This window comes from Sebaldella termitidis ATCC 33386 (genome assembly GCF_000024405.1).
GTDB classification, from domain to species: Bacteria; Fusobacteriota; Fusobacteriia; order Fusobacteriales; family Leptotrichiaceae; genus Sebaldella; species Sebaldella termitidis.
The window spans coordinates 4,183,495-4,210,482 of sequence record NC_013517.1; the positions used below are offsets into that span (position 1 = coordinate 4,183,495).

Here is a 26,988-nt window from a genome sequence, read left to right on the forward strand (position 1 = left end):
TGACTATAATCCTTTTCTTGTTAATGCTACTCTTCCCCTGTTTTTATCTATGGAAAGAATTTTTACCTTTATTATTTCACCTACAGAAAGTACTTTTGTAGGATCTGAAATAAATTTATTCGATAATTCCGATACGTGTATCAAAGCATCGTTTTTTAGTCCTATATCTACAAATACACCGAATTTCGCCACATTTCTGACAGTTCCTTCAAGAATCATCCCGTCGGCAAGATCATTCATATTCAGTATATCAGATCTTAATAACGGCTTTTCAAACTCTTCACGCGGATCTCTTCTGCCTTTTAGAAGAGCATTGTATATATCTTTTGCTGTTTCCTCACCGAATTCATTTTCCTTTATTATTTTTTCGATATTTAACTTTTCCAGTTTTTCCTGTGTTCCTTTTATATCTGCCTTCAGGTCTTTCAGGCTGCATCCTGCTTCACCGAGTATTTTTTCAGCTATTTTATATGACTCAGGGTGAATTATCGTATTGTCCAAAGGATTCGCACTGTCAGGAATCACTATAAATCCTGCCATCTGTTCAAAGGCTTTGGCTCCGAGACCTTTTACTTTCTTTAGTTCTGCTCTTTTTTTAAAGTCCCCGTTTTCATGTCTGTAATCTACCAGATTTTTAGCCACATTTTTTTTGATTCCCGAAACATAGCTTAACAGTGCCCATGAAGCTGTATTTATATTTACTCCTACATTGTTAACTACATGTTCTATTGTCTGCTCCAGCGATTCATTCAGTGTCTTCTGGTTTACATCATGCTGGTACATTCCTACGCCTATTGACTTCGGATCTATTTTTACCAGCTCCGCCATAGGATCCTGAATTCTTCTTGCTATCGAAACAGCTCCTCTTGCTGTTACATCTAAATCGGGAAATTCCTCTTTTGCAAGCTTTGAAGCAGAATATACAGAAGCTCCCGCTTCATTTACAATAAGATAAAATACCTTCTTTTTAGATTCCTTTATCACTTTGGCAACAAAGCTTTCCGTTTCTCTTGAAGCAGTTCCGTTTCCTATTGCTATTATATCCACGTCATAATCTTCTATATACTGTAATATTTTCTTTTTAGCTTCGCTTACCTGTCTTGGAGAATGCATCTCCTCCACAAGAAACACTACATCATCTTTTTCATAGAAGCCGTCTTTATTAATGACTACAAGCTTACACCCTGTTCTGTAGCCGGGATCCAGTCCCATTATAGCTTTCTTATACAGTGGAGGCTGTAATAATAATTTTTCCAGATTATCCTTAAATATATCTATTGCTTCTACTTCTGATTTTTCTGTATATATATTTCTTACTTCATTTTTTATAGACGGGTAAACCAGTCTGCTGAGTGAATCTTCTATAACCTCTGTAAAAAATTCCGTAAGATTTTTATTTTGAAATCCTCTTAAAATATTATCTACTATATATTTATGTGTAGTTTCATCTATTTCTATATCTACTTTTAATATTTTCTCGTTTTCACCTCTGTTTAAGGCAAGAATCCTGTGTGAAGCTGCCCGTGTCAAAGGTTCGGAATATTTATAGTAATCCTGATAGACACCTTTTACATCATTTACTTTGTTTTTTTCTATCACCTTTGAAGTCAGCACTCCGTATTTGCTGATTCTGTCACGTATAGATTCTCTGTATTTGGCATTTTCGGAAATATTCTGCGCTATAATCAGCTTTGCTCCCTCAATAGCTTCATCAATTCCCGGAACCTGTTCATTTATATATTTTTCCGCCTCTTTTTTCAATGCTTCCATATTTACATTTTTATCCATCAAAAATAAAGACAGGGGCTCCAGTCCATTTTCTGCAGCTACGTCTGCTTTTGTTTTTTTCTTTTTTTTGTATGGGAGATAGAGATCTTCTACTTCCTGTAACTTCACTGCATTTATTATGCTTGTTTTCAGTTCCTCGGTTAGTTTTCCCTGTTCCTCGATTAATCTCAGTACTTCTTCTTTTCTTTTCTCAAGGTTTCTGTAGTATGATACTTTTTCTATGAGTTCTCTGATTTTCTCCTCATCAAGATTCCCGGTAACTTCTTTTCTGTAACGTGCAATAAAAGGTACAGTAGCTCCTTCGTCATAAAGATTCATTGTGCTTTCTACCTGTACTACTTTCAGGCCCATTTCATTTGCAGCAGCTTTCAAAATATCCAAAGTAAATTCCTCCAAATTTCTAAAAAATATCTTTTATTTTAACATAATAACGTTAAAATATCTAGTCTTTTGGCAAATATGACTTTTTTCGGGACATTTTATTGTTAATTACAATTATTTTTAATTTCAGCTGTAAATACAGAATATTTTTTAAGTAAGTTCTCCTCAATCCCGAAATAAAAAAACTGTAATAAAGCAGAATTTCTTAAATACTGCCGGTCAGAATTTTTCTTCTCCGTCGCAGATTAAATATCCTGTTTTATCACAGTTCTCCTGATTTTAATCTATTATCTTAATCAAAAATTCCTGATATCTTTTCAGGTTATCTTTGAAAGCTTACTGTTTTTCAGATAAAATAACCGCTTCCGCAATATTTTTTTATGCTTTGTTTCCGGCTTCATTCACTTTTTCTGTTAATCTCCATTACTTTATCTGTTGCTTCAGCCACGCTTTTTACCACAAAAGCTGCCTGTTCCTTTATACTTTCTTCTGCATGTGCCATAGCAAAGCTGTATTTACACACTTTAAAGCCGGGCAGATCATTATATGAATCACCTATGTATGCTGCTTCATCAGGGCTTATATCCAGATATTCAAGAAGCTTTATTACCGCACTTCCCTTGGAATTATTTTCAGGCCCTACCTCCACGCTTCTGCTGCCTGTTATAAATATCTCGCTTTCAAAAAATTCCTTCTGCATCTCTTCCAGCAGGCTGTATTTTTTCTCTTTCCCTGTTCCAATATTTATTTTCAGTACTTTTTCACTATCTGATAATAAAAGTCTCAAATGTCCTCTGGTCAGATATTTTGTATTAAACCTTTTTTTATACAGGAAATTCACAAATCTGCTCACAAAGGCCGCAGGTCTGAAATAATTATTGGACTTGTCAGTTACCAGTACATAAAAATAAATATCCTTCATATATTTCTTTTCCAGTTTTTTTATTATTTCCCGTACTGCACTCTTTTTCAAAAAGCTCTCATGTATTAATTTATTATTTATATCTGATACAACAGCACCATTTACACTTATTTTATATAAAGGAATTTTTAGATTTCGTTCTACTTCGTATATGGATTTTTCCAGACGTCCTGTTGCTACTGCAAGTTTGATATTATTATTTTTCAGTTCATTCAGGGCTTTTTCATTTGCCTGATTCGGCCGCACATGATTTCTTGCCTTATATATTAATGTTCCATCCAGATCAGAGATAAATATTTTTATCATTAAAAATCTCCCGTAGTTTTATTTTAAAGTCCGTTTTCTCTGTTTATTTTTATTACTGTATCCACTGCATCTGCTACAGTGTCTACTACAAATGCCGCCCTGCTTTTTATAAAATCGTCTGCGTGAGACATGGCAAAGCTGTATTTGCATGCTTCAAAGCCGGAAATATCATTATAAGAATCTCCTATAAAGGCTACTTCGTTTTCTTTCAGTTTTTTTTTCTCCATTACCACTCTCATGGCATTCCCTTTTGTATTGCCTTTGGGTACTATTTCAATACTTACAGGACCTGAAATAGTAATCTCGGCCTCAGAATGTCTTTCTCTTAGTTTTTCCTGGAGGATATATTTATTTTCAGAATCAGTAGCTATAAGGACTTTCATTATTTTTTCATTTCTTCCGGCAAGCTCTTTTATCAGATCTCCGGAATAGCTGATTGCATTAAATCGGCGCTGATATCCGTAAAAATTCACTGCTTTTTTCCAAAAATTCGGATATTTAATATATCTTTTCGCTTCCACAGTCTGTAAGACCAGATAATTCAGTTCTTTCATATAATTTTTTTCAATATCGTTTTTTAATTTCTCGGCTTCCTCATACGTAAAAGCATTTTCCCTTATAAGAGTATTGTCTTTTGCGTATATTGTCCCCCCGTTCAAACCTATTCTGTAGTTTTGTGATTCTATATACCCTTCTATTTCCAGAATATGATAGTCAAACCTTCCTGTTGCTACTGCAAATTCAATATCGTTCTCATGTAGGAGTCTTATCGCATTTACATTTCTTTCATTAGGTTCAATGCCGGTTTTCGGCTCATGGATTAGTGTTCCGTCCAAATCTGATACAAATAATTTTATCATTTTTCTTTCCCCTTTATTTTTTATTTTATTATACCATATAGCAGAAGAAAATTACATTCATGAAAACTTTCGGCATATAATATACTGACAAATAAAGATAGAAAACAAAAAAACCTGACTTGTTTTTTTTCGAACAGATCAGGTTTTTCATATAAATTTTTTCAAATATTTTATTAATAAATTAAATTACAAGGCTCATATCCATTTTTTCTCCATTTATCATTGTCGGAAATATAAGTTTTTCAAGTAATTCAGGTACAAGGGAAGTTTTTGGCTCATCCTTCTGAATCAGTTTATCCCCCTGATAAATTTCCGTTATAATTTTATTTTTATCATTTAAATACAGCTTCATTGTCATTCCGTTTACCTCGGCAGCTCCGTCTTTAAATATAATTGTACTACCGTAAGCTGTCATTTCTCCGTTTATTTTACCGTCTACATCTATTGTAAAATCCTGCTTTATTGCAGTTGTAAGTGTTTTCATCTCTATTTTCGTGGATTCAGGGCGTCCGTCTTTAAAAAATATCGTTACATTCCCTGTTTTATTCATTTTAGCTGCGTATTCCCCGTCGAATTTAGAATTTATGACATTGAATTTTGTATACTCCCCTTTTGTATTCTTAACTTCTGTCATTCCGTCCAAATGCCCGTCTTTCAGATTAATAAATCCGCTCCAGCCGGAGGTAAGCTTTTCTTTCGCACTTGTTGCTATTTTTCCTGTATACGGCTGCCCTTTATAAGTAACCACTCCTTTATATACCTTACCCTTATGTGTAATCTCTCCCTTTTCATATTTCAGATTTTTATTGGGAAGAGCTACTTCTTTGGGCATGCATGATATTACAAGACCTAAAATAAGAGTCAGCATTAATAAATATCTCTTCATAAAACTTCCTTTCTCAAGTTGTATATTTTAAAAAAAGATAATAACACAAAATAAACGGAAAATCAATTAATAATACAGCCGAAAGAAAAAAATACCGGAAATATAATCCCGGTATTAATCTATCTTTTTATTGCAGCCCTGTTACAGGTAATAATTCCTCCGTAAAATCCTTTACTGTAAACAAAAGTATATTTTCTTCCCTTGCCATTAATTTATCTCCCTCATATACTTCTGTAACAAGCTTTTGCTTTGTTTCGGTATCCAAAAACATTTTTACTTTCAGAGTATCCTTTACAGCCACTCCGCCTTGAAAATCAAGCTGCTTACCGCCTTGTTCTATAAGACCGTTCACATTGCCGTCTTTATCAAATATCAGATCCTGATTTATATCATTGGGAAATTTTCCTTTCAGTTCTTTTAGTTCTCCGTTTTCAAAGTTCATAACAAAATCCCCTATTAACGGATGCTTCAATATATATTCCCCGTTAAATTTTCCGCTTTTTACATCAAATTTGAAATGTGTTTTTGCAGCATCGTTTTTAAAATCCGTAATTCCCTCCAGCTTCCCGTCCTTCACACTTATGTATCCTTCTTCAAACTGTTCCTTCTCAGCAATTTTCTTTAGTTTTACTTTTCCTGTGTAAGGCTTTTCATTATACAGAACTATATTGTCTTTATAATTAAGATGCTTATCCGGTACTGTTACTTCCTTCGGCACCCCGCAAGACAGAATTCCCAATGTACATATAATAATTAATAGTAATCTTTTCATTTGTCCTCCTCTACTTTTGAGTTTTATAATCCTCTATGGAGCTAAATACTATGTCTTCTATTGTTTCCAAATTTATTCCCAAAAATTTTTCTGTTTTGGAATAAGATTTTCCGTCAACAAAGCTTTCCATTGTTATCATCCAGGTATTCTGATTTATTGAAAATTTTGCTTCCACATCTATGTTGCCGTCATTTTCTATTTTCGCCATGCCGTCTGTAAATACAATTTCAGCTGTGTTTTTTTTATTCTCATGACGAAATACCCCGTTTGCAAGTCCGTCTGTAAATGTAAAGTTATACTCTGTCTTTTCTTTATCATTACTCATCTGCATAGAAAGTATTACTCCTTTGTCAACATTAAGAGTAAGCTGTCCGTCACCGCTTTTGTATAAAAGCTCTCCCTGAAATTTACCAGCGTTTATGTTATATTTTAACAGGAATCCGTCTTTTTCATTTTTTATCTCTGCATTTCCTTCCAGGTGACCGTCTTTTACATACATATATCCTTCATTGCCTCTGGGACTTTTCGGAAGAACCAGTTTGCCAGTGTATGGTTCTTTTTTGTATACTATTGTTCTGTCAGCCACATTTAAATTTTTATCCGGCAGGACTATTTCTTCCGGTGCTTTACATGCTGTAATTACCAGTAAAACCGGTAAAATAAATAAAAAAAATCTTTTCATTCCTATCTCCTATGCTTTATTTGTCCTTTCCTTTACTGTTTTCTTCCAGAATACTGGATATTGCTATTATTCTAAAATATTCCATTCCAAAAACTTTGTTTGGTTTCTCGTCTCTTCCTGCAGATTTCCCGTTAATAAAGAATTCCATTCCCATATCCCCGGTTTCCTGATTTACATAATATTTCACTTCTGTAGTAATACCATCCTCTTCAAGAGTAAGTACCCCGTCAGAGAAAACAAATTTTTCACCTTCAGATTCAAACCAGCCGTTAGCCAGTCCGTCTACAAATGTAATGTCATACTTTACTGTTTTTGAATAATCTCCCAAAAGCTTTACTATTTTTCCGTTATTATAATTTACAGTCATGTTTATTCCCTGATCTGCATTTTTTACTACTGTTTCACCTTCAAATTGGTTATTAACTATATTAAATTTTGTGTACATTTGTTTTTTGTCATTTTTCAGTTCAGTGGGACCGTCAAGATGACCGTCCTTAAATGTTATAAATCCGGATACACTATTTTTATCCTTTAGATTTATCTTTCCTGTATATTTTTCATTTTTAAAAAATACAGTTTCATTTTCTATTTTTATATCTTTATCCGGAAGTGTTACTTTCTTTGAAGTTCCACAAGACAAGACCATTAAAACCAATAATATTATTAAGATTCCTTTCTTCATGCAACCTCCTTAAAGCTTACCAAATATACATAAAATTATACCATAAAAATAAAATTAAATAAAGACTGCTGCAGTCCAAATATTTTTTCTGTTCTTTCAAGCAGGATTGCATTAGCTGCTGCTTAAGCAATACAGGAATTATTTTTATATAAAATTGATTTTTTTTCTTAAATGTCTTATAATTTATTATACAAAAATTAAATGAGGTGAAAAATATGCCTGTTATAAAGGAAATTAAGCTTGATTTTACATTTTCCGGAGAAAAAAATTTTATTTATCCTACTTTGATCAGATATAAAAATGAGCTCATTTTGGTAGATGCAGGATATCAGAATATGCTTTCAAATTTAGAAAAAGCTTTCCGCGAAAACGGAGAGTCATTTTCCGATCTCACACGTATCTGGATTACCCACCATGATCATGACCATATAGGCTCTCTCCATGCCATAAGAGAAAAATATCCCCATATAAAAGTCTATGCAGGGGCAGGTGAGGTTCCCTTTATAGAAGGTAGGGAAACTCCTCTGAGATTGAAGCAGGCTGTAGAATTACAGGCCCGTCTTTCAGAAGAAAAGCAGAACGAGGGAATTATATTTCAAAAGTATTTAAAATCTGTTGAAGCTGATAAAGTAGATTTTCTTCTGTATGATGATATGCTGCTTTTGGACGGCAATGCAAAGGTTATCTCTACTCCGGGCCATACGAAAGGACATGTTTCTTTTTATTTTCCAAAAGAACAGACTTTGATCGCGGGAGATGCACTGGTAATAGAAAATAGCAAACTTGAAATTCCATTCCCGCAATTTTCGGAAAATCCTGAAAAAGCAGAGGAATCAGTGAGAAAACTGGCACAATATTCTATCGGAAGAATTCTCTGCTACCACAGCGGAACCAAAGAAGGAAATCCATCTGATATAAAAAGAGAAATATTAGATGCAGTCTCACAAAATAAATAATATTCACCCATGGACAGTTCATGTCCTTTTTTATTCTGATAAAAATTTCCTCAAATACTAAAGAAGCTGTATTAAAACGTAAATTGTTTTAATACAGCATTCTTTTATATATAAATATTCAAGCAAAAAACTCTCTTAAATCTGTTTCTACATCTGTTATTCCTGTAAGACCTAGCTGCTCGTTCAGAAGCTTTGCCACGCTCGGTGATATAAATGCAGGCAGTGTCGGACCTACATGTATATTTTTTATTCCAAGATACAATAATGCAAGCAATACTATTACTGCTTTTTGCTCATACCATGCAACATTAAACTCTATAGGAAGGTCATTTATATCATTTGCATTAAATATCTCTTTCAGCTTTAATGCTACTACTGCCCATGAGTATGAATCATTGCACTGTCCTGCATCAAGTACTCTCGGTATTCCTCCGATATCTCCGAGATTCAGCTTGTTATATCTGTATTTTGCACAGCCTGATGTAAGAATTACTGTATCTTTAGGAAGAGCCTCAGCAAACTTTGTATAATACTCCCTGTCATTCATTCTTGCATCGCATCCGCTCATTACTATAAATTTCTTTATTGCACCGGATTTTACTGCATCTACTATTTTATCCGCAAGTGCAAATACCTGTGCATGTGCAAATCCTCCTACGATTGTTCCTGTTTCTATCTCTTTCGGAGGATCACATTTTTTAGCCAGTTCTATTACTTCTGTAAAGTCAAATTTTCCGTTTTCATCTGCTTCTAATTTTTTCCATTCAGGATAACCAGTGGCATTTAGTGTAAATATTCTGTCATTATATGTAGAATTAGGTCTCGGCGGTACAAGACAGTTTGTAGTGAAAATTACTGGTCCGTTAAAAGTTTCGAATTCTTTTACCTGATGATACCATGCATTCCCGTAGTTCCCTGCCAGATGCTTATACTTTTTGAACTCAGGATAATAATGTGCCGGCAGCATTTCCGAATGTGTATATACATCCACTCCTGTTCCCTCTGTCTGTTCCAGCAGCTCTTTCATGTCCTTCAGATCATGTCCCGAAATCAAAATTGCAGGATTTTTTCTTACACCTATATTTACTTCTGTTATCTCAGGATTTCCAAATGTACTTGTATTAGCTTCATCTAATAAAGCCATTACGTCTACACCATGCTTCCCAGTCTCAAATACAAGATTCGTAAGCTCTTCCCCGCTAAGACTTTCATCTTCAGTAGCAAGAAGTGCTTTTTCATAAAAAGCATAAAGCTCTTCACTTATTTTTCCAAGATTGTAAGCATGGAAGCCATAGGCTGATATCCCTTTTAATCCGTATAAAATTATTTCTCTCAGTGATCTTACATCCTCGTTTTCCGTTCTTAATACTCCTACCTTCGGAGCCAGCATTTCTGCTTCCTCTTTTGTAGTAAACTCCCATGTTGTAAGTGGTTTTCCCTCAAATTTAGGATCGAGCGTCACACCTTCTTTTTCCAGTTCCGCCTTAATGCTCTTTCTGTACTCTATGGCTTTTTTTATGTCTTCCACCATATCTTTCGCATCAAAGTTTGCATTTGTTATTGTAGTAAAAAGAGCCTTAAACAAAAATCCGTCAATTTCGCTTGAAACCTTCTTTACCTTTCTTAACTGTGACGAATAATTTGCCATACCTTTTAAAGCAAATATTAATGCATCCTGCAGATTAGCAACATCGTCAGTTTTACCGCATACTCCTCTGACTGTACATCCGTGATTCTTAAATGTCTCCTGACATTGAAAACAAAACATACTCATTCTCTTTACCTCCAAAAAATTTTTTCTTAACTTTTACTATATAAAAACTTTAAAAAAATTCTCTAAGTTATTATAACATAATTTCATCTTTTATATTACCTTTTAATCCGACAATTTTTATTTTTACCGGCGGCTTTAATTCGCTCTGACTGAGCGCCTCCCTTACCGTCTGCACCAGTCCCATACAGCACGGTACTTCCATTACCAATACTGTAATAGATTTCACTTTCGCGTGGTCGATAAGCTGTCTTACTTTTTTTACATATACATCCTGATCTGAGTCCAGCTTTGGACAGGCTATAGCCACTGATTTTCCTTTCAGGTAATTAGTATGAAAATCACCCATTGCGAAGGCTGTACAGTCAGCAGCAAGCAGCAGATCACTCTCCTCATAATACGGAGCTGCCGGTGAAATCAGATGAAGCTGTATAGGCCACTGCTTTAATTGTGAATTCAAATCTCCTGATTTATTTTCACTGATATTTTCATTTAAGCTCATTGCTTTTGAGCCTGGACATCCTGTCATTTTTCCTCCTAAAGTTTCATTATTTACATGCTTATTGTATAATAAATATTTCTTTTATTTCGTAACTTATGTTACACTTTATAAAAAATTATAAATAACTTTTTTGGTAAATATATAACATATACACTTCAGAAGATTTAAAGAGATTTATATGATAAAAATTCTGTTCAGGGAGGTTTCCTGTAAAACAAGATGCACATCCTTATTTACATTCTTCTCACATTATTATATAATAAATTAATATAACTAACGTAAGGAGGAGACCTTTTTGGAACTTCTAAATACCCTGAAAAATATTTCTATATTTAAGGATATGAATACTGAGGAAATAAAGCAGATTATTCTGAAACTAAATTACAAAATAAAAAAATATAAAAAGGATGAAACCATCTACTTTAGAGGTGATAAAATAAATTATGCCCTTATTAATCTGTCAGGAGAGCTTTATTCGGAAATGCAGAAATATAACGGGGATGTAATAGAAGTCGGTATCATTAAGACACATGAGCTTTTTGCCTCTGCATTTATCTTCGGAGATTCCAACACCACTCCCGTAGATGTGGTAGCAAGAACAGACTGTGAAATCCTTTCCCTCGAAAAAGAAAAGCTTTTGGAATGTATGCAGGAAAATAAAAAATTTCTTAATAATTTTCTTGATGAAATATCTAATAAAAGCCAGTTTCTTTCAAAAAGGCTCTGGTTTAATTTTGTAAACAAAAGTATAGAGGATAAAATCATAGATTATATTGAACAAAACAGCAAGGATAATATTATTCACTTTAGACCGAGTATTTCGGAAATCTCAAGAAGATTCGGAGTTACACGTCCTTCCCTGTCTCGTGAAATTTCTAATTTATGCAGCAGAGGAGTATTACAGAGAATAGGGAAAAATAAGTATAATATTAATCGCAGAGAATTTGAAAAAATCTAATTTTCCAGACTGGAAGTGATATTATGGATAAAAAAGAACTAAAAGCAAAGCTTACTCAGCTTCAGTACAGCGTTACTCAGGAAGGCGGAACAGAACCTCCGTTTGATAATGAATATTGGGATAATAAAGAACCCGGATTATACGTGGATATTGTTTCAGGAGAACCTTTATTTTCCTCGGCAGATAAATTCGATTCGGGAACAGGCTGGCCAAGCTTCAGCAAGCCGCTGGACGAAAAGCTTCTTTTATTTTCAGATGATTATAAACTAAGGCTTCCGCGTACAGAAGTCAGAAGCAAAAATTCCGAGACACATCTCGGCCATGTTTTTCCTGACGGTCCCGCACCTGCCGGATTAAGATACTGTTTGAATTCAGCTTCACTAAGGTTTATTCCTTTGAAAGACCTTGAAAAAGAAGGCTATAGTGAGTATTTATCATTATTCAGATAAAATTTATTTAAATGTAATGAAGAACCGGAGTTCATAAAAATGCAAACGGTTCTTCTTTTTATTTTTACATTAATCCGTTTGCTTTTAATAAATAATTCAGTCTGTCATTATTATAATTTTTATCATTCAAATAACGCTTCGCTGCATTTTGTGTTCCCGAACCCATTATACCGTCTATACTTCCTTTATAATATCCGGAATCTTTCAAAAGCATCTGCATTTCCTTTATTTTATTTTCGGTTGTCGACTTCGATTTTACTTTTACTTTCTTTCCGCCGCTGCTTATTCCGCTGTTATGATAGTGATACCCTGTGCAAAGACCTTTTGCTCTTGATTTTGCAGAACAGTTATGTCCGCCGCTGCTGTCTGTTCTTCCTGAATGTGGGTAACAGGCTATACTTACCGCGAATAATAAAAATAATATTTTTTTCATGAAGCCTCCTTTTTATTTTAACTCAATTTAATTTTACCATGATTAAGATCATTGTCAAATTTAGTATATAAAAACAGAACCCTGCTGCCACAGAGTCCTGTTTTTTTAATATTTTTTATTATTTATCCAATATATATGAAATTCCTGCTTTAAAATTATGATTCTCATAATTTTCATTATTTTCATATTCATAACCTGATTTGATAATAATTTTATCAGTCAATCCGTAATTCAGATCTATATTGGCGCTCCAATTGTCTTGACCGTAATCCAATTTTGCCATTTTGTAATTATTTACCATATTTCTTTCTTTATGATAAGTATCGGTAAAGCTTCTCTCATATCCTATGCCTGCATTCCATCTTAATTTTCCTGTCGTATTCATAAGATTCAAGCCTATTTTTCCTGATAATCCGTCTCCTTTAACAGAGCTTATATCAGACATATTTTCTGTTTTTATAGTTCCCTCGTAAACCGATGTATATTCTACCCCAAAATCAGGACGCAAAATTATACTGTCATTATACAGCTTTTGGTTATAACCAAAAGAAATTCCGGTTTTTACTACATTTGAATCATATCTGCCTTCCTGTATTCCCGCACCAAGCCAGTCTATTTTTTGCTTATGCCCGTTATGTCCATAGCCTGCGTGTGCATCAAAACTAAAATTTCCGGCCTGATATTTTCCAAATATATTGATATTGGCAGAATTAATTTCTTCAGTATCATTATTTGAATATCTTACGTCATTATCAATATAACCAATGGTAATTCCCGCAGATATATTATCATTTAATTTATGTACGATACTTCCGCTGATCCCGTCAGCATCTGTATCATAATTATAATTATGCATACTGTTCTGGTTAAAATCCGTATTTCCTTTAGTTCCTATATATTCAAGCGATGTTATTGTTTCTCTCGGCTTCATAAAATCCACTTCTGTATCAAGAATTTTTTCTGATATTGAAGTTATTTTATTCATATTATCCAAATCTGCTCTGTTTCTAGGAACATAATTAATTTTTACAGCTGCAGCCGGTTTTTTTGAATCATCAGAATTTGTATTTTTTTCTGCCGGATATATCGGATCTACGACAATTTCAGAGTCTCCCGATGTATTTTCATTATCCGAAGGAATTGCCTTTCCGTTATCTTCTGCAGGTTCTGCCGGACTTCCGCCTCCGCTGCTGTCTGTATCCGTATTTTCATCAATCGGATTCAAATCCGGTTCCACTGGCGGAACAGGTACTTTTACATTAGTATATAATTCATCCAGTACAGTTACACCATTTTCTATTCTTGAAACTGTTTCGCTTATCCAGTCTTCTCCTGCTTTCATATCTTCTGAAGTGCTAAACTGAAATTCCGGATCTACTGCCTGCTGTTTGCTTGATATAACTATACTTTTTACCCTTATCTGATCTCCGGTATTTGTAAGTCCCGATTCCTCTGTTATACTTTTAGCTGTTTTACCTCCGTTGCTTAATACTAAATCTCCATTTTGTACATTTATACTGTCTGCTATTATTTTACCTGTTTTTGAAGTTTCATCAGTTATTCCGTCATAGTCCACACCTACATTTATTGTTCCGGTTAATACAAGGTTTCCCAAAGAAGCCTCATTGGAAATATCCGTAAGATCTTTTGAGCTGCTGAATGCTGCTGTATAATAGTTCTCATTATTTGTCGGTTTTAAATATATATTTCCATTTAATGCCGTATCTCCCATTACCACGAGTTTGCTAAAATCAGTTAATTCATCCAGCTCCACATTTCCACTTACAATTACTGTGTTATCTCCTTCAGATCCCTGTATTTTACCGCTGATCTTACTTCCGTTATTTAATTCCAGCACATTATCACCGTTATTGAATTTTATTGCATAGTCCAAACCATTTATTTCACCCGTATTCAAAAAATGTCCGCTGTATTCATTACTTCCTGCTGTTATTTCGACACCGGCTGCCGAATTTATCACGCCGGTATTTATTGTTCCGGTGTTATTATCAGCATATATTCCTTTATTCCCAGATATTACAGTGCCTTCATTAAGGACATAAGAATTTGAAGATTCTATTCCGGTTCCATTTACACTATTTATAAGCTCTTTATTTATAACACTTGAAAAATTAGAAATGATCCCGCTGCTGTCCATACTTTTTATAATCCCGTAATTCTCAACAGAGCTGTCAAAAGCAGATATTCCTGAATTATATTCTGAACTTATTATCCCGCCTTTTGAATTAAGAATAAAAGATCCTGTCGAAATTACACCTGTCCCGGTTCCGAATGCTTCTATCACTCCGTCATTTAATAATATACTGTTATCCTTCATATCTATTCCGGTTCCGTCTCCTGCTATTCTTCCGGTATTATCTATTCTTGAACTGTAAGAAGAAATTCCCTTGCTTTCCGGTCCCTTATTATTAATAGTTCCTGCATTTATCGTATAAGAGCCTGTACTTTCTATTCCAGTTCCATTATATATTGTTATATCTCCCAGATTCTGGAGATTTCCTTCTTCTGATCTTATCCCTGTATTATCAGGTCCTCCGGATGAAACTACAGAACCAAAATTCACGAATGCGGTACCTGCTCTGTATATATGCACACCCGTTCCGCCTGCACCGTTTAAGTTTATACTATTTTTATTTTCACCGATATTTCCGGAAGTTATATATATCCCAGTTCCGTTACCTTCCAGATTTATCGTTCCGTTATTTACTATATTTGAATTTACTGAATCTGCTGAAATTCCTGTTCCGAAACCTCTTACTGTGATTGTTCCGATATTGTCGCCTTCATTTAAAGATGAATTTTGCAGCATAATTCCTGTCCCGTTATTTACTGTTATATTACCTCTGTTATGTACATTTGCTGCATTCTGTGAATAGATTGCAACAGAGTCTTCTCCTTCGGCAGTAAGATTTGCATTATTATATAAATCGGCATTTCCTTCTCCTGTCACTCCACTCCCTACAGCTTTTAACAAAATTACATTTTGTTTATTCTGATCTGCAGTAATATCGGCATTATTTATGAGAGTTGCATTTGCTTCATCAAGATAGCCTCTTATTCGAATTCCTGTAGTGTTATTTCCGTTAATTTCTATAATTCCGTTATTTTCCACTGTTGATGCAACACCATATATACCAGTACCATTTTCCTGTACTTGTATTATTCCATTATTTAAAACGATAGATGCAGGAACCTCTCCACTATATTTTGTTGACCTGATTCCCACAGTTCCGGAACTTATTATACCGTTATTTACTACATCAGCTCCGATAACAAAAATCCCGTCCCCGTTTTCAGTCAGTATATAACCATCATTTATTACCTTACTTTTATTAGAGTTATATGCATTTGAAACTTCTATTCCAACAGCATTATTCATACCTCTCAATATTCCATCGGCAGAATTGATAATTTGTCCCTGATTAACCGCTGAAATCAGTGTAGTTTTTTCTGTTCCGATTGTTGTTCCGGAAATTTCACCATTATTTATAAATGTATTATATTCTCCGACATAAACACCAATACTGTCTCCGCCGCCGTTCAACTCTATTTTACCGTTATTTTCTGCTGTTCCGCCGTCTCTATCTATAGCCCCGCTGATTCTTATTCCTGTTCCGGCACCGTCTATCGTTATAGTACCGTCATTCCGTATACTTCCGATAAAATTATTATACGGCCACCCTGCAGAGGCTATTCCTATTCCGGAATTTGAAACATTTATGATACCAGTCTGTCTGTTTACCAAAGTTCCTGTACCGTCTCCCGTGAAAAGACCTATTCCGCCTTTTCCGTAAATATTAATAATTCCTGAATTTCCCGCTGAGCCGTTATTTTTGACCATAATACCGCTGTTATACTCACCGTTAAGATCTATAACATGATTATTTTCAAATATAAGCACATCGTCATCAATACTAACAAACCCGTCTCCATCAACACTATACCCGTTTAAGAATTTCGTATAGTCCATATCCTTTGGATCCCCACCGTTTTTATATGCACCGTCTCCATTTACAGTCATATCATCTATAGAATTTATACGTTTACTTATATTTCTAGTATCTTGTGAACTATTAACAGTTATTTCTGCATTTGATATAACCGAAATTAAAGCCATTAAAAACATTATTTTTTTCATTTTCATCACAACTTTTCATTTTTTCGGAACTATACTCTGCTCCGTTATATTAATAATACATCCTTTTAATTTATGAATGCTTATTCTATTCTTTTTTATTGATTAGAATGTTATAATATAATTCTAAGAAAAATTATTCATGATAAAAATTAAATTTTCTCTCTAAAAAAATACACCTCTATTTGTTAGCTTTATCTAACTTTTGAGGTATATTTTATACTAAATATACATGTTATGTTTATTTTTTTAATTCTTGATTTTTATACTTAGAGCATGACATTTTGCTATATTATCAAGCTTTATATCAGAATTATTCCCTAGTTCTTTTACAAGCGTTTTTTCGTTAAACTTAACTTCTTCCGCATTTTTTATCTTTTCATTATAACAGATATTTTCCGAAGTCCCGCTTTCAAAATCAGGATTAAATAATCTGATTATCAATCCTTCTTCCTTTTCACATTTCTTTACAGTGCTTAATACCGTGTTATTCTGCCCAAAGCTGAATAATGAATATTCTTCGGGTAAATCCTTAGCTCCCGGCTGATTCAGCAGAAAGAACATATCCACATTTTTAAAGTGCGCAGACTGATAGCTTGTAAACGGTGTTAGATATTCTTTCGCTTTTACTGCTATCTTATTTATGCTTTCATCTGTTGTGTAAATTTTTACAGCAAAATTAAATTTAAGTTTTTTCAAAAGCTGTGCGTCAGGTGTAGGCCAAGGCATTCCTGATGCTCTTCCCGGTCTGTCTTTCAGATCGGCTTTCCCCATTTCAGGCACTGATCTGAATAGTGTAAGAGCTATAGTATTGTATCCTTCACCTGTTATCTGATATTCTCTTACACAATCTGTAAAAACAGCTACACCATAATCAGTATTTTTTAATGTTACAAATGACTGCATAGGTTCTATTGTTCTTGGTTTTTCATTCCAGCCGTTTTCTTGCCAGTTCTCTACTTCTTTCAGATATGTAGGTCTCTTTATAGTCCCGAACTGCTGATCTGCAATAGAAAATTCCGAATCTATCCCTGTCTTAAACAAAACTCTTACTCTGTGTTCAATAGCAGTATTTTCAAGCTCTACATCAGCTTTCAAAAGATCAGAACCTTTTTCCAGAGTTATTTTTACATTTACATCCATCTTTTTTGATACTATGTGCTGTTCTCTTTCTTTAAGATCCGCCGGTACTTCCAAAATTGCAGTATAGCTTAGAATACTGATTATATCACTTTTTTGTACTCTGATATTTTTTATTTCGTGTTTATCCGAATGTAAAATCCAGTCTTTTCTCGGCTCGGAATAATCATATGTATCTCCGTCATCACCGCTGTCTTCAAATACCAAAGAACCTTTTATCTCTTTTTGATTTACCTTGTTAAATATACTTACTTCACCATTCTGTGAAATTTCCACCTTCAAAATATCATTTTCTATCCCACTGTTTCCAGCAGTATCAGAAAGTTTTTCAGGTGTAAAGCTTTCTTCTTCATTCTTTACATACAGTGTTTTATATCCCATCGCTTCTATATCAGTCATATAAAGTAATATTTTTGAAGAGAAAATTCTCACATCTTCCTGAACCCATCTTGGTTTTTCATTCCCGTCAAATCCTACCTCAGAAAGCATTTTATTTCTCACTCTTTCAGGAATTTCTTCCGAGTGAAGGAGGGTTACATCAAGTCTCTTTCCTGAAGCATCTGTAATGGTAAACTTATCAGACGGTGTAAATATTTCCAGTTCCACAATCCCGTTTCTTGTGTATGGTGAAAAATTATACACCTGAAACTGAAAAATATCCTTTTCAGGAATCTTCATTCCTATCAGTCTCATATTTATTTCGTTAAGGCTTTCCATTATTTCCTGTGAACGCTTAAATCTATACCATATATCCGAGTTTGTGTTATCGGAATTACACATTCCGCTGCTGTCGTGTGCAGCATTTTCACACATCAGCTTCCATACCTTTTCAAATACTTTTGTTTCATATTTCAAGCCCAGCTTGTAAGCAATCGAGCTTAGTGGCTCTGATACATTTGTAATAAGGTTTTCAGTCTTATTGTTCATTATTTTCAAATCAGCCCTGTTTGAAAAAATAGACTTGTGAATTCTGCTGTATTCTCCTGATGTCATTTCTCCTTTTACTGTATCATATTCTATATCTTCATTTTCCATCTGCTCCATTACTTTTTCTACTGTAGAAATACTAAATTCACAATCCGGAAAAAGCAGCTTCATTTTCTCCATAATCTCAGGAAGATTCTTTCTTATAGGTCTCTGATCCTCCCCGTTATATAAAGTAAGAGTACTTATTCTTGATCTTTCGTCAGTTTCTTTTTTCAGTCTTTCAATTAATGCTCTCAGTGACTCTTCCTCGCTTGTAAAGTATGTAAAGTTCCCGTATCTATCCAGATAACAGTTAAATACTCTGCTTCCGTCCTCAGATTCCCAATAGTATTCATTCTTAGGATACTGCTCTGCTTTTATCCCTCTTTTAAAGGTATTTTTATAAATATCAAAACCATTTAAGATCTGGGGCATCTGTGCTGTCTGTCCGAATGAATCAGGCATATATCCTACCATCATACTTTTCCCCAGTTCTTCAGCCCTTGTAATTCCATAATAAAGATTTCTCAGTATTGACTCCCCGCCTATTACCAGCTGGTCTGTCTGTGTATACCATGGTCCCACCGCAAGCCTGTCTTCCTTTATAAGCTTCTTTATTCTCTCCTCGTCTTCAGGATGAAATTCCAGATAATCATCTACTATTGATGTCTGTGCATCAAGCAGAAAATGCGGAAAATTTTCATTTTCTTCCAGAACCTCCATTACTTCAGAAAAATCTACAAGAGAGTATATAATTGATTTTGAAGTGGTAAAATACCATTCTCGATCCCAATGTGTATGCGGAATAATTGGAAATTTATATTTTTTAGACATATTTTCTCCTTTATTTGATTATGTATTTCTTTGAAAAATAAAGAGGCAGACCTGTACCATAAAATTCAGTTTTACATTCTGCCCCTTTTTCCGGTTGTTAATTACCCCTCTCATAATTCAAAGAGGGGTAAGCTTAATATTAATCTTCGTCTATTACTAATTTTCCTTTTTTGATAAGATTATTTCTGTAGTATACATTTACTACTGCTATTATTACTGCACCTATTAGTATTCCAAGTATATACACTCCCAGATTCTTTACAAGAGGCCATGCCCATATTGCCGATTCAGGGAACCATTGTTCCGCACCCAGTATAACACCTGACATAGCTCCTATTATAGAACCTACTACGTATAATGGAATAGTAAAGCTTGGTCTTTCAAGGGCAAATGGTATAGCTCCTTCAGAAATCCCCATAAATGCAAGGAACATAGATGTTTTTCCTAATTCATAAAATTCGTCCTCATATACTTTTCTTCCTACCAGTCTTCTGTCAATTAATGTTGATAATCCAAGACCAATTGACGGTGTTACTATTGCTATTGTTCTTGCTGTAATAGGAAGTATTTTTTCTGTAGTGAATCCCAGAGCTACGAATCCTGCTGCTTTATTTACAGGTCCTCCAAGGTCAAAAGCTGTTGTTCCTGCAAGTACAAGTGAATAAACAAGCTGCCCGGCATTTCCTGCTGCTTCAAGTATTGCTCTTATCTGAAGATTCAGCCATCCCCCTACAGGAGTCAAAACAAAGACCATCAGAACCATACAGAAAAAAGAAGATAATAAAGGTATCAGGAATGTACTCTTAAATGCAAGCCATTTATGAGGCATCTGTATTTTCTTATTCAAAAACTTTACACAATATCCTACTGCAAAAGCTATTAATATAGCTCCTAAAAATCCTGACGGTACAGGTGTTACGCCTTCCCAGTTTCCGTCAATTAATTTTAGCACTGATACAGGCTTGTTAGCTATATATCCGCCGATAAATCCACCGGCCAGCGCTGTTTTTCCGCCTATTGAGTTAGCAGTAAACGCTGCAAACATTGGTATTGCGAAGCTGAACAATGTAAATCCGAAATTAGACATTATATCTGCAAGTCTCATTAACATAAGTGAAAATCCTGTAAACTGACCTGAAGCCACTGCATCTGCAATAGATACCGCAGGATCTACTTTATAAATTACATAAGGTATTATCTGAGAAAATGCTCCAATTAGTCCCCCCATTATCAATACGGGTATCATATATGAAATTCCCGTCATTACGTGTTTATAAAGCTCTTTAATCACTTTATTATTTTTCTTCTTTTTTTCCATAGTTCCCTCCACTATTATAATTTCAGTTTTTATTTACTGATCATGTCAAAAATTTCTATATCCGCCAATTTAATCAAAAAAACTTTTTTAGTAAAGAATCAGCATTCTTCTAATATTTCTTTGGCATTTCTAATTGCCTCTTTCAAAGATACTTCATGTACATCATATCCGTCGAATCTTTCCACTTCCTGCGGCGTTACTGCAATAGCGTGTATTATTGCATCTGCTTCTCTTATATCCTTTTTTGTAAGTTCATTCTGAATTCCGTCAGCTCCCTGAGTTTCTATTTTTATTTCATAACCCAATTCATCTGCTGCCTTTTTTAAAGAATCCGCTGCCATAAATGTGTGTGCCAGACCCATAGGACAAGCACAAACTGCTACTATTTTTTTACTCATATTTCTTTCCTCCTGCTAAATTTGTTTTTTATAAATTATTATATTTATTAACCGTTTATCATTTCCAAAACTTCCTCAAGACTTGCTGTATCTAGTTTTTCCCTGAACTTTTCATCAAGAATTTTCTGTGAAAGACCGGCAAGCACTTCTATGTGCTTTGATGCTTCTCCGGCCGGAACCGCTATTAGAAAAACATATTTTACATACTCATCTTCATCTCCCCAGTTTATTTCCTTTGTTAGTCTTGCGAAAGCCAGTCTTGCATCTTTTATCCATTCAGATTTTCCATGAGGTATAGCCACGCCAAAGCCCACTGCAGTATTGTCCATTTCTTCACGGGCATATATATCCTTTAAGAAACCGTCAAAATTAGTTACTATTCCCTCCTTTTGAAGTTTCCCGGCTAAGCTGACTATTACTTCATCTTTTTTTTCTGTATCCATATCTAAAATTATATTCTCTTTTTTTAATAGTCCTGTACTCATCTATTCCTCCTATTTATCAAAAAATTTTCTAATTCCTTTCTTGTATTAATTTTCAAAAGTTCTTTTTCAAATTCAGGATCTCTGAAATAATTATTTAATTCAAGTATTGCATTTATATGTTCATGTTTAGCCACAGATGCCAGGCATATGGCTATTTTTATCTTCGAACCGAAAAATGAAATGGGATTTTTTAATGAAACAAAGCTGAAACCTGTCTTTTTTACACTTTCATTTAGTTTCCCATGCGGAAGAATAGTATTGCTGCCCATTACCACATAATCCCCGAAATTTCTTATCTGTTCCTTCATCTCCTCTATATATTCAGAAACAATATACCCCGAATCCAAAAGAAGCTTTCCCGAATACTCAATCACTTCCTCCCAGTTTTTCAGATCTATATTCAATGCTGTATTTCTTTCATCCAACAGCTCCAGAAAATTAGAGGTTTTTTCTGTTTCAACATCATTTTTCACATATTCTTTCAGCTGTTTTTTGATATTTTCTATAATAAACGCTTCATTTTCTATATGCTTATTTTCTTTTATTACTTTCAAAATTTTTGATATAGGAATTTTTGATGATTTTCTGGTTAATGCATATTCCTCCAGCTTCTCAATATCTTCTTTTTGGAGTATAGGATTTACCTTTACTACCTCCATCCCTTCCATCTCTATATCTATAGTGGATATTACCAGATCCACCGACTTTATATATTCAAAATTTTCCAGCTGATTAAACGGAATTATATCTACAATATTTACTTCAAATCTTTCATTTATATTCTCAGCAAGAAACTGTGAACTGCTGTACCCCAAACCACAGACCAGAAGAATATTTCTCTTTTCTTCGCCCATAAGCTTTTCCTGATTTCTGTTTATTGCCCTTTTAAACATTATTGTAATAAAGGCAATTTCATCCTCATCTATATTTTCATCCAGGAATTCATTTATTACTCCCAGACTCACTCTTGTTTTTTCATAAAGATCAGCATATTCGGATTTTACATCCTCAAGTATGGAAACTTTCAGACTCATTTTGTTTTTTATTCTGTAAATCGCGGGCTTCATATGATTAATCAGCTCTTTTATCAGTATCTGGTCATTTTTGAAATTAATGTCAAATACTTTTGCTGCATCTTCAAGTATTCTTCCCACAAGTGTTTCTATTTTCATCCAGTTTAGATAAAAAGAAAACTTTGTATTGTATGAATAAGACCCCATATAAAAATCCGTAAATATTATCAGGTCTTTTTCTCTGTAATCTATGTCCTCATTCTGAAAAATTTCTTTTATTATCTTATATTCCTCAGTACCTTTTATGAAATTTGAATTGCTTATATCGTCTGTTATAAAATGGCTGTTTCTGTTTCGTATGCTTGTAATAATCATATTTAGCAAAAGGGCGTCATAAGCCTCGTCTGTTATTATTTTTTTTGTTTTCTGCTGTATTTTCAAAAGAATACTTTTATAAAGGTTTATACGCTCATTTTGAAAATATTTTTTCTTTTTTTCAAAGATTAAAAGCTTTACTATTTGCAGATTATTTATGTCTTCTTTTTCTATCTCCTCGATAAAACCGCCGTATTTATGAAGTATATTTATCATCAGCTGTCTTATGCTGCTTTCTTCCCCTGTAAGCATATATCCCTGATTATTGTTAATGTCTATTTTTACATTGAATTCTTTTATTTTTTCATTCATGTCCTTTATATCTTTTCTGAGTGTTGCCTTACTTATCAGCAGTTCGTCAGACAGAGCCTGAAGTGTGAATTTTTCCCTGAAAAGCAGTATTTCCAAAAGAAGTATCTCTATTCTCTCCTCACTTGTAAAAATATATTTCTGCGGAAGTATATTTTTTATAAGAGAAGTCAGCTCCTCTTTATTTATGTTAGAAACCAGTTTTCCCTCTTCCATTTCTATGATATTAGTATTTTTATTGTTTATGAATTCCTCATTTATCTCTTTTATGTCATATCTTATACTTCTTTCAGAAACCTGAAAATATTCAGAGATATATTTTATATCCATAATTTTGTCATTTTGGAAAACAAGATTTAGTATTTCTATATGTCTTTGTTTTAAACTCATTTTAGACACCTCCATATACTCCATTTAATTTATACCTTTATTTTATGTATTTACCAAGATTTAAAGTTTTTCATGAATTAGTGAAAAGAAATTAAGGGGTAAAAAAAATTCTTTCTATATTCTATCAAGCAATGCTTATTGTAAAGAATTTTTTTACACTAACACATGATATCCCTTTTTGTAGACAATGTTTTTATTAATGTAAACTCATTGATTCTTTACTATATATCTGAAATTTTTAAAATTATTATTTCCGGCATTAAGTCTGACAACTTATTCTGATGATACATTCCATAAAAAAATATAATTATTATAAAAGCTTCTTTTATGGCTGTACAAGCAGTTGTAATAATAACTGCGGTATGTTGCTCTTAAGATAATATTTTATTATATTTCAGGGGGTTTTGAAAATGTGCACAAGCTTCACAATACGCAGTAAAAATATCTTAACTGCTATGAATTTTGATAATGCAATGCCTTTTCATATTAAGAAAAATTCAAAAATAATTTCTTATACAAAAATAGGACTGCCAAAAAATGACAGTCCTTATTTATTATTTTACCTCTATTTTTTCCAGTCCTCCATAAGTACTCCACCAAGGTACCGCACTTTTCTCCAGAACATCATTAAGCTCAAGAACATTTTGTTTACCTTCTGTTCTCAGCCATTCCGTCAATCCTTGTAAACCTTTTTCTGCATATACTTTCACACCATTCTGCCATGTTGCTCTTCCGCAGAGTACACCGCTAAAAGGAGTTTTCGCTTCGGCAGCGAGCTTTATCGTCTCACGAAACTGCTCTGCTGTTACACCGGCACTCAGGTAAATAAAAGGCAGTGTAGCAAGATCTGCTGCTTCCTGAAAATGTTTTATGGCTTCTTTTTTAGTATAAGCAGTTTCTCCGTCTGTATATCCCTCTGTAAAGTGTAAATTTATCGGTACTTCCAGTTTCAGTACATCTATACCATACTGCGGTTTTGTAAGCTCCTTGATTGTATTCTTTACTTTATGAGGTTTTATTCTTGCATATTCTATGCTTTTTGCATCTTCTATTTTACTGTCATATGTAACAGGCTCCAGAAAGAAGGGTATGTCTATCCCTTTACATTCTGCTCCCACTCTTTCTATGAAAGCATGCTTTATTTCATTTATTTCTGCCGGTTCGTCAGGATCGTAATAGATCAAAAGCTTTACGGCATTTGCTCCATATTCCTTAATTCTGAGGGCTGATAAATCATCTATCAAATCAGGAAGCCGCCCAGCTTCTGTAGCGTCATATCCTGTTTTTTCATAGGCTATCAATAGTCCTGTATCAGGATTTTTGGCTGTTATTGCTGTAGTTCCGTACTCCAGATCCAGCAATATTGCCGAAGTATATGGTGTAAGCTCTTTTGATACTGCTTCCTTGAATTCTTCTATATCTTCTAATTTTACAGAACTTCCCTTAGCTTTGGAAAGCATTTTTTCTATAGAACCACGCTGGTCAATAGCCAGAGCTTCTATTATTCCATTTTTATTTGACAATCTTTTTAATCCTTCAAACTTTCCTTTTGTAATTTTTACCATTTGAATTCCTCCTAAATTATCAATATATTATTTATTAAAATTAATAATAAACTCTTTGATGTAAAACAATCTGCCAGACAAGAAACTTCCCGGAATTTATCAGCTTAAATTTCAAGTGTAAATTGTAAAAATTTACATTCACAATACTTAAATTATTCCTGTCAGCTCCTGATACAAAGTCTTCGCATAGGTATCTGTCATTCCGCATATATAATCAGTCACCAGAAGAAGTCTCAGATATAGTTTATAGGCAAATAATTTTTCTTCTGATTCGCCTTCGTTATTCTTTATGTATTTTTCAGTATAGTATCTGTAAATATGCATATAATTATCAGAAATAATATTCAAAAACCTTTTGTCTACTCCCTTTAAATATTTTTCATTAAACGGAGTATCATAATACAGCACTGAATTCATAAAGTGTTCAAGAAAAAAGCTGATAATATTATGTGCTGTTATTTCCATCTTTATTATTGCAAATGATCTGTATATCTTTTTTGCCGCAAGCCCTTTCAGTCTTTTTACCAGCTCCTTTGAATTAGTTTCTTCAAAAAGGTCGTATTTATATTCTCCGTGCATGATACTCTCATAATTATTTATAAATGAGCTGACTGCCGAGTTTATCATATAACCCTGTGCAAAAATAATCCATCTCTGTACAGCATACATCTCCGGCTTTTCATAATTCTTCTCTATAGCTCTCTCTTTATAATAAACCAGTTTCTGATAACAGCATAATGAAGGATTCTCTTCATTTTTAAGCGGTTCTACTATTTTTGCAAGATCTTCATATGTAATATAATCCTTTTTGAATCCGTCTTCTATATCAGCTGTAGAATATGCTATATCATCTGCTGCTTCCAGCAAAAATGTAAGCGGATGTCTGCTTATTTTCCCGGTTTTCTTATTTAAAGTACCAGTTTCTTCTATTATTGAGTCAAACAAATCCTTTTCTGCAAAATAATATCCCATTTTTTTATCTTTTATATCACCGCTCTTTTTATTTATTTCAAGTGAGCTTCCCGGATACTTAATCAGGGTATTCAGTAATGCATATGTAAGATTCATACCATTTTCATCAATAAGAAAGTGAAGCTTTGATACCAGTCTTATCGCCTGGGCATTTCCTTCAAAATTCTTGAAATCCTCACACATCTGCGGTGTTAGTATTTCTGACAGCTTTTGCATATTGTTTGTAACGGGATTTTCTATTGTGATTTCATCAAGCTTTTCATTAAACCAGCTTCTTATAGTATCTTCCCCGAAATGTCCGAAAGGAGGATTTCCTATATCATGAAGAAGACCGGCACTTGCAAGGATGTCAGATATAAATCCGGCATCTTCCTGCGTGAATTCCTCATCTATTTTATCATTAATCAGTCTGTTTGATATAGACTGTGCAATTGACTTCGCAAAAGACGACACTTCTATTGAGTGTGTGAGCCTCGTTCTTACAAAATCGTTTTTATCCAGAGGGAAAACCTGAGTTTTATCCTGTAATCTTCTGAAAGAAGCACTTATCAATATACGATGATAGTCCTTTTCAAATTCTGTTCTCAGATCATTATTATTTATGCTTTTATTCCGCCCTCTTCTGCTTTTGCTTTCCTGTGAAAGCAAGTTTTTCCAACTCATTCTATTTGTCATTTTTTATCCTTATATTTCTATATTTTATAACTTGATTATACCAC

The 26,988-nt window shown here is 33.9% G+C and carries 21 protein-coding genes; 3 read left to right on the forward strand and 18 right to left on the reverse strand.

Going from position 1 to position 26,988, the window contains the following annotated elements; genetic code table 11:
* Positions 1-3: 3 nt before the first annotated feature.
* The 7 genes from STERM_RS19550 to STERM_RS19580 all read right to left on the reverse strand — a co-directional run bounded on the left by STERM_RS19550 (position 4) and on the right by STERM_RS19580 (position 7,279).
* Complete coding sequence (locus tag STERM_RS19550) at positions 4-2,169, reverse strand: Tex family protein (protein WP_012863348.1); 2,166 nt, start codon at positions 2,167-2,169, stop codon at positions 4-6.
* 397 nt (positions 2,170-2,566) lie between these two features.
* Positions 2,567-3,397: an HAD family hydrolase gene (locus STERM_RS19555; RefSeq protein ID WP_012863349.1), complete on the reverse strand. Its 831-nt coding sequence runs from the start codon at positions 3,395-3,397 to the stop codon at positions 2,567-2,569.
* Between the two features lie 23 nt (positions 3,398-3,420).
* Positions 3,421-4,257, reverse strand: coding sequence for an HAD-IIB family hydrolase (locus STERM_RS19560; protein ID WP_012863350.1), 837 nt, complete (start codon positions 4,255-4,257; stop codon positions 3,421-3,423).
* 181 nt (positions 4,258-4,438) lie between these two features.
* Positions 4,439-5,143: a hypothetical protein gene (locus STERM_RS19565; RefSeq protein WP_012863351.1), complete on the reverse strand. Its 705-nt coding sequence runs from the start codon at positions 5,141-5,143 to the stop codon at positions 4,439-4,441.
* A 127-nt stretch (positions 5,144-5,270) separates the two neighbouring features.
* Positions 5,271-5,915: a hypothetical protein gene (locus STERM_RS19570; protein ID WP_012863352.1), complete on the reverse strand. Its 645-nt coding sequence runs from the start codon at positions 5,913-5,915 to the stop codon at positions 5,271-5,273.
* 10 nt (positions 5,916-5,925) lie between these two features.
* The gene (locus tag STERM_RS19575) at positions 5,926-6,597 is read right to left on the reverse strand and encodes a hypothetical protein (RefSeq protein ID WP_012863353.1); all 672 of its coding nucleotides are present in this window, start codon (positions 6,595-6,597) and stop codon (positions 5,926-5,928) included.
* 16 nt (positions 6,598-6,613) lie between these two features.
* Entirely contained in the window at positions 6,614-7,279 is a 666-nt protein-coding gene (locus STERM_RS19580; RefSeq protein WP_012863354.1) for a hypothetical protein, read from the reverse strand.
* Between the two features lie 215 nt (positions 7,280-7,494).
* On the opposite strand from STERM_RS19580, the gene STERM_RS19585 reads away from it, so the two are divergent.
* Positions 7,495-8,235 carry an MBL fold metallo-hydrolase gene (locus STERM_RS19585; RefSeq protein WP_012863355.1) on the forward strand — a complete coding sequence of 247 codons (741 nt, stop codon included), beginning with the start codon at positions 7,495-7,497 and terminating at the stop codon, positions 8,233-8,235.
* 118 nt (positions 8,236-8,353) lie between these two features.
* Here the strand turns inward: STERM_RS19585 and hcp are convergent, their stop codons facing one another.
* Both hcp and STERM_RS19595 read right to left on the reverse strand, forming a co-directional pair.
* Positions 8,354-10,009: a hydroxylamine reductase gene (gene hcp, locus STERM_RS19590; RefSeq protein ID WP_012863356.1), complete on the reverse strand. Its 1,656-nt coding sequence runs from the start codon at positions 10,007-10,009 to the stop codon at positions 8,354-8,356.
* A 70-nt stretch (positions 10,010-10,079) separates the two neighbouring features.
* Entirely contained in the window at positions 10,080-10,535 is a 456-nt protein-coding gene (locus STERM_RS19595; protein WP_012863357.1) for a hypothetical protein, read from the reverse strand.
* Positions 10,536-10,803: 268 nt separating this feature from the next.
* On the opposite strand from STERM_RS19595, the gene STERM_RS19600 reads away from it, so the two are divergent.
* The gene (locus tag STERM_RS19600) at positions 10,804-11,466 is read left to right on the forward strand and encodes a Crp/Fnr family transcriptional regulator (protein ID WP_012863358.1); all 663 of its coding nucleotides are present in this window, start codon (positions 10,804-10,806) and stop codon (positions 11,464-11,466) included.
* A gap of 23 nt (positions 11,467-11,489) precedes the next feature.
* A complete protein-coding gene (gene msrB, locus STERM_RS19605) occupies positions 11,490-11,915 on the forward strand; it encodes a peptide-methionine (R)-S-oxide reductase MsrB (RefSeq protein WP_012863359.1) in 426 nt (141 codons plus the stop codon).
* Positions 11,916-11,979: 64 nt separating this feature from the next.
* Here msrB and STERM_RS22445 read toward each other — a convergent pair whose 3' ends face one another.
* From STERM_RS22445 to STERM_RS19650, 9 genes are all read right to left on the reverse strand, one after another.
* A complete protein-coding gene (locus STERM_RS22445) occupies positions 11,980-12,348 on the reverse strand; it encodes a YHYH domain-containing protein (RefSeq protein WP_012863360.1) in 369 nt (122 codons plus the stop codon).
* A gap of 118 nt (positions 12,349-12,466) precedes the next feature.
* Positions 12,467-16,513, reverse strand: a complete 4,047-nt coding sequence (locus STERM_RS19615; protein WP_012863361.1) for an autotransporter outer membrane beta-barrel domain-containing protein — start codon at positions 16,511-16,513, stop codon at positions 12,467-12,469.
* Between the two features lie 240 nt (positions 16,514-16,753).
* The gene (locus tag STERM_RS19620) at positions 16,754-19,444 is read right to left on the reverse strand and encodes a glycoside hydrolase family 38 N-terminal domain-containing protein (protein WP_012863362.1); all 2,691 of its coding nucleotides are present in this window, start codon (positions 19,442-19,444) and stop codon (positions 16,754-16,756) included.
* Positions 19,445-19,583: 139 nt separating this feature from the next.
* Positions 19,584-20,762 (reverse strand): PTS fructose transporter subunit IIC, encoded by a 1,179-nt coding sequence (locus STERM_RS19625; RefSeq protein WP_012863363.1) that lies wholly within the window; start codon positions 20,760-20,762, stop codon positions 19,584-19,586.
* 98 nt (positions 20,763-20,860) lie between these two features.
* The gene (locus STERM_RS19630; RefSeq protein WP_012863364.1) at positions 20,861-21,160 is read right to left on the reverse strand and encodes a PTS fructose transporter subunit IIB; all 300 of its coding nucleotides are present in this window, start codon (positions 21,158-21,160) and stop codon (positions 20,861-20,863) included.
* A 47-nt stretch (positions 21,161-21,207) separates the two neighbouring features.
* A complete protein-coding gene (locus STERM_RS19635) occupies positions 21,208-21,645 on the reverse strand; it encodes a PTS sugar transporter subunit IIA (protein ID WP_012863365.1) in 438 nt (145 codons plus the stop codon).
* The gene (locus STERM_RS19640; protein WP_012863366.1) at positions 21,642-23,732 is read right to left on the reverse strand and encodes a BglG family transcription antiterminator; all 2,091 of its coding nucleotides are present in this window, start codon (positions 23,730-23,732) and stop codon (positions 21,642-21,644) included. The genes STERM_RS19635 and STERM_RS19640 overlap by 4 nt, the downstream gene beginning before the upstream one ends.
* A 554-nt stretch (positions 23,733-24,286) precedes the next feature.
* Complete coding sequence (locus STERM_RS19645) at positions 24,287-25,297, reverse strand: tagatose-bisphosphate aldolase (protein WP_012863367.1); 1,011 nt, start codon at positions 25,295-25,297, stop codon at positions 24,287-24,289.
* 147 nt (positions 25,298-25,444) lie between these two features.
* Entirely contained in the window at positions 25,445-26,944 is a 1,500-nt protein-coding gene (locus tag STERM_RS19650; RefSeq protein WP_012863368.1) for a deoxyguanosinetriphosphate triphosphohydrolase, read from the reverse strand.
* Positions 26,945-26,988: the final 44 nt, after the last annotated feature.